Source organism: Mesorhizobium sp. M7A.F.Ca.CA.002.04.1.1 (genome assembly GCF_004022805.1).
In the GTDB taxonomy this organism is placed as follows: domain Bacteria; phylum Pseudomonadota; class Alphaproteobacteria; order Rhizobiales; family Rhizobiaceae; genus Mesorhizobium; species Mesorhizobium ciceri.
On the sequence record NZ_RZPL01000438.1, the window covers coordinates 1 to 4859 of the forward strand.

A 4859-nucleotide genomic window follows, 5' to 3' on the forward strand; every position below is an offset into this window, starting at 1 on the left:
CCACTGTGCTGGCCGGCGCCTTTGGCATCGTCTTCGTGCTGGCGTTCTTCTCGGTGTTCTGGCTGCGCGCCCGCAACCAGCGCAAAAACCAGGGTAAATAGGCAAGGGATCTTCGACATGCGCATTCTGATCACTGGCGCCGCGGGTATGGTCGGCCGCAAGCTCATCGCCCGGCTGGCCAAGGACGGGACGCTGCGCGGGGGCAAGATCACCGCGCTCGATCTCCACGATATCGTGCCGCCACAGGCGCCGAGCCTGGATGGCGTCAGCGTCACGCTGCACACCGGCGATCTCGCCGAAGCGGGTGCCACCGAGCGCCTGGTCGCATCGCGCCCCGACGTCGTCTTTCATCTCGCCGGCATCGTATCCGGCGAGGCGGAGGCGAATTTCGAACTCGGCTACCGCGTCAATCTCGATGGCACGCGCGCCCTGTTCGATGCCATCCGGGTGGCGGGCTTTGCGCCGCGCGTCGTCTTCACCTCGTCGATCGCGGTGTTCGGCGCGCCGTTCCCGGACGTCATTCCCGATGACTTCCATCCGACGCCGCTGACCTCTTATGGTACCCAGAAGCAGATGAGCGAAGCGCTGCTGGCCGACTATTCCAGGCGCGGGTTCTTCGACGGTATCGGCATCCGGCTGCCGACCATCTGCGTGCGGCCGGGCAAGCCGAACAAGGCGGCGTCGGGCTTCTTCTCGGGCATCATCCGCGAGCCGTTGAGCGGCCATGAGGCGATCCTGCCGGTGCCGCGCTCGGTCGTGCACACGCATGCCAGCCCCCGCTCGGCGGTCAACTTCCTGATCCATGCGGCGGGGATCGACGGCAGCGCTGTCGGGCCACGCCGCAATCTGACCATGCCCGGCGTCGCCGTCACCGTCGGCGAGCAGATCGAGGCGCTGGAACGCATCGCCGGGCCGAAGGCGGTAAGCCTGATCCGCGAGGTTCCGGATGACACGATCTGGGCGATCGTCAAGGGCTGGCCGACGCGCTTCGAGGCAAAGCGGTCGCGGGAGCTCGGCTTCAGCGCCGAAAAGAGTTTTGACGAGATCATCCGCGCTCACATCGAGGATGAGCTCGGCGGCAAGATCGCGGGTTAAACTCCGACCCTCGTGGCGTCGGGCATCATCCGCCGCTCGCCAGGCTTGCCGACAGCAGCAGCAGTCCGAACAGGAACACGAAGGCGGCGCCGCCGATCTCGACGATCGAGTGGATGCGGTTGCCCATGCGGCCGTCGCCGGCGAAATAGACCGCCCAGTTCTTGGCGGTCACCGCCAGCGTCGCCAGTGCCGAAACGGTGATGGCGGTGCCCAGCGACATTGCCAGCACCGACAGCAGGCCGCCGAGCCAGAGGCCGTTGAGCAGGGCGAAGCTGAGCACGATCAGCGCGCCGGAGCAGGGGCGGATGCCGACCGCCGCCACCGCTGTCCAGGCCGTGCGCCAGTCGAAGCGGTCGCCTGACAGCAGCGCCGGATCGGGTGCGTGCGAATGGCCGCAGGTGTCGCAGACTTCGCCGGCCGCGTGATCGTGATGAGCATGATCGTGTTCGGCATGATCGTGATGATCGTGATGATCGTGCGAAGGGCCGTGCACATGGTCATGCGCGTGCAGCGCGTGCGAATGGGCATGCGCCGAATGGCTGTGAGCTGCATGGGAATGGCCGGCATGCGAATGCGCGCCGTGCGAATGACCCCCATGAGAATGACCCCCATGAGAATGACCGGCGTGAGAATGGCCGGCATGAGCCGCCGACAGGCTGTAGGCCGGGCCCTTGCCGAACAGACGCAGGACGGCGGGGCCGAGTTTGCGCCACAGCAGCCAGGCGCCGAACAGGGTGACGAAGACAAAGCTCATGATCTCCATGAACCAGGCTGCGTCCGTCATCGAGACGGAGGTGCCGCGCAGGACGAAATAGGCGACCCCCATCACCGCGACCGCGGTCAGGCCCTGCAGCAGCGCCGAGACGAAGGACAAGAGGATGCCGCGCCGCAACGCCACTTCATTGGCCACCATGTAGGACGAGATCACCGCCTTGCCGTGACCGGGGCCGGCGGCATGGAAAATACCGTAGGCGAAGGACAGGCCGACGAGTATCCAGATCTTGCTGCCGTCCTGGCGCATCGCCTTCATCGCCGTTGCCAGCGCGCGGTAGAATTCCTGCTGCCTGAGATTGATCCACATCAGGATATGGGCGAACGGGCCGGTGGTGGGCGCCATGCCGTCATTGACGCCGATGCCGAGCGAACTCTGGGCATGAGCCGCGTCGGCGAAATGCATCATGGCGACTGTGAGGGCCAACAGGCCGAATGCCAAACGCAGGGACGGTTTCGTCACCGGCTTCATCCTTCTGGCTGACAGGTCAGTTCGAGCTTGGTGGCGAAGATCTTGCTCATATCGGTGCCGGTCGGGTCATTGAAAAAGGCATCGGTGAGGGTCTTCTGGTTTTCCTTGATGGCCTCGTCGGGGTCGGGACGGACCACCTTGCTGGTGCAGTTCGAGGGCAGGCCTTCGACCGTGATGTTGGAGTCCTCGGTGAAGTCGATCGCCGTGTAGAATGTCGGATCGTAGACGCCGATATCGATTTTGCCGTTGAGCTTGATCGGCACCTTCGGTTCGGACTCGAACAGGATGATCAGCTGGTCGTTGTCGAAATTGGCCATCAGATGCGGCGGCGGCGTCATCGCCACGTCCTTGCCGTCGACGGTGACGAGCTGGAAGTAGTTGAACTCCGCCAGCGAGGCATGAACGGTGTCGGCGACTTCCTTCAGCTCCTTGTCGTCGAGCTTCAGGTCGGAGTTCTTGTCGAATTCCATCATCACCGTCGAGGAAAACAGGTCGTCGAAGCGCCAGAGATGACGCAGAGCCTTCACGCTTTGGTGATCGGGGGAGAGGATCACATCGAGGCGAGCCTCGGCGAAGACGTGTGGATGCACGTAAGCGGGTCCAGTGGCGGCAAAGCTAGCCGCCAAGGCCGAAGCCAGCATGATTGCGTGCCGTTTCAGGTGCATTCTCGGTCGCGATTCCCTAGGCCTCGGAAGAGTTGCCGAGAGTTACCAGAAAGGGGGCGAAATTGGGACCGCTGCTCGGCTGAAGTGGGTCAGGCAACTTCACGCGTCCTGAACCACTGCACCAGGAAGTCGACGAAAACGCGGACCTTGGCCGGCAGATAGCGGCGGTGCGGGTAGACGGCGAAGATGCCGCCGCCCGACAGGATACGGTCATCCATCACCGACACCAGCCGGCCGCTCGCGAGATCGGGCGCGGCAATGAAATCCGGCAGGACGGTGAATCCCAGCCCGGACACGGCCGCGGCTCTCGCCGTCATCGGGCTGTTGACCTCGATCGGACCTGACACCGAAACGCTGACCGGATCGCCATTGTCGCCCTTGAACGGCCAGTTGTTCAGTCCGCGGCCATTGGTGTCGACGATGCAAGGCATGCGGCTGAGATCCTGCGGCCGTGTCGGCGTGCCATGCTTGGCGATCAGTTCGGGGGAGGCGCAGAGCTTTATCGAAAATGGCGCCAGACGCCTGGCGATCAGCGACGAGTTCTCCAGCCGCGAGATACGCACCGCAAGGTCGAAGCCTTCCTCGACCAGATCGACGAAGCGGTCGTCGAGCTGGATGTCGAGCACGATGTCGGGATGCTGCTTGGCGAAGTCGATCAGCGACTGGCCGATCGGCGCGTCGGCGAAGGTGCGCGGCGCCGACAGCTTGATCCGGCCGCGCACGTCGCCGGAGGATTCGCGCACCGCGTCGGCCAGGCTGTCGACCTCGCGCACGATCTCCGAGGCGCGCCGGTAATAGGTGTGGCCGGCCTCGGTCATCGAGAACTGGCGCGTGGTGCGGTTGAGCAGCAAAGCGCCGAGTTCGTCCTCCAGCTCGCGCACATATTTCGACAGCAAGGCCTTGGAGCGGCCGATCTTGCGCGCCGCCGCGGAAAAGCCCTCGGCCTCGACCACGTCGATGAAGGCGCGCATGCGCGTCAGTGTGTCCATGGTCAGGCCTTTCGTGCCGCGTCGAGAAGTTTCCGGCCGAGCCGTATCAGGGCAATGTCGCTGCCGGAAGGGCCAAGCAGCGACAGGCCGAACGGGGCGCCGGCGACCGAGCCGACGGGCAGTGTGATCTGTGGAAAACCGGACAGGCCGGCCAGGCACAGAAGCTGGAGCGCCCGTTCGCGATAGGCCTGGAACTGCTCCGGCGTGCTGTCCACGTAAGGCGCCGGACCAGGCACCGTCGGCAGGACAAGGAAGCCGTCCTTGCCGAGCAGGGCGCTCAGTTCGCCGCGAAAGGTCAGACGCCGCACCTTCTCGGCCTGCGCCGTCTTGTCGTCGACGGCGCGGCCGAAGCCGAAACGCTCCTCGACGCCGGTGCCGAGGCCGCGCTCGCCGCTGGTGATCCATTCGCCATGCACCGCCCAGGCCTCCCTGGCCTGCAGCCGGCGAAAGCACCAGTAAAGTTCATCGGGAGATGAGGAGAAGCGGATTGCCGGCGTCGCCGGCGCGCCGAAAACCGCGCCCGCCAGCCCCTTCATTCCGGCATATTCGGCCAGCGCCGGGCGGGCGACCAGCCCGTCCAGCCAATCCAGCGCCAGCGGCCGGTCCAACACGTGCTGGTGCGGATCGCGGCCGAGCAGCAGCTTGCCGACGGTCTCGTAGGTCTCGATGTCGTCGGCGAACCAGCCGAACGTGTCAAGGCTCGGCGCCAGCTTCATCGTGCCGTCGAGCGAAATGCGGCCATGCGTGGTGCGCAGCCCGATCAGTCCGCAAAAGCTCGCCGGCGCGCGGATCGAGCCGCCGGTGTCGGAACCAGTGGCGATATCGGCCAGCCTGCCCGCCACCGCCGCCGCCGACCCCGATGAGGAG

Annotated in this window: 5 protein-coding genes; 1 reads left to right on the forward strand and 4 read right to left on the reverse strand. The window is 65.3% G+C overall.

Annotated features, from left to right (window positions below; genetic code table 11):
• The first annotated feature begins 117 nt into the window (after positions 1 to 117).
• Positions 118 to 1095: a D-erythronate dehydrogenase gene (gene denD, locus ENZ75_RS21080; protein WP_024502716.1), complete on the forward strand. Its 978-nt coding sequence runs from the start codon at positions 118 to 120 to the stop codon at positions 1093 to 1095.
• 25 nt (positions 1096 to 1120) lie between these two features.
• On the opposite strand, the gene ENZ75_RS21085 is transcribed toward denD, so the two are convergent.
• The 4 genes from ENZ75_RS21085 to ENZ75_RS21100 form a co-directional block, all read right to left on the reverse strand.
• Complete coding sequence (locus ENZ75_RS21085) at positions 1121 to 2338, reverse strand: nickel/cobalt transporter (protein WP_013529750.1); 1218 nt, start codon at positions 2336 to 2338, stop codon at positions 1121 to 1123.
• Complete coding sequence (locus ENZ75_RS21090) at positions 2335 to 3003, reverse strand: DUF1007 family protein (protein ID WP_027161413.1); 669 nt, start codon at positions 3001 to 3003, stop codon at positions 2335 to 2337. The genes ENZ75_RS21085 and ENZ75_RS21090 overlap by 4 nt, the downstream gene beginning before the upstream one ends.
• Before the next feature lie 89 nt (positions 3004 to 3092).
• On the reverse strand, positions 3093 to 3992 hold the full coding sequence (locus ENZ75_RS21095) for a LysR family transcriptional regulator (protein ID WP_063168937.1): 900 nt from the start codon (positions 3990 to 3992) through the stop codon (positions 3093 to 3095).
• Positions 3993 to 3994: 2 nt separating this feature from the next.
• On the reverse strand, positions 3995 to 4859 hold an 865-nt coding region (locus ENZ75_RS21100; protein ID WP_128278288.1), incomplete at its 5' end, for an amidase family protein.

Excerpts from the sequence above, each read along its gene's own strand:
- denD (WP_024502716.1), top strand. The coding sequence starts at position 118 with ATGCGCATTCTGATCACTGGCGCCGCGGGTATGGTCGGCCGCAAGCTC.
- ENZ75_RS21085 (WP_013529750.1), bottom strand. The coding sequence starts at position 2,338 with ATGAAGCCGGTGACGAAACCGTCCCTGCGTTTGGCATTCGGCCTGTTG.
- ENZ75_RS21090 (WP_027161413.1), bottom strand. The coding sequence starts at position 3,003 with ATGCACCTGAAACGGCACGCAATCATGCTGGCTTCGGCCTTGGCGGCT.
- ENZ75_RS21095 (WP_063168937.1), bottom strand. The coding sequence starts at position 3,992 with ATGGACACACTGACGCGCATGCGCGCCTTCATCGACGTGGTCGAGGCC.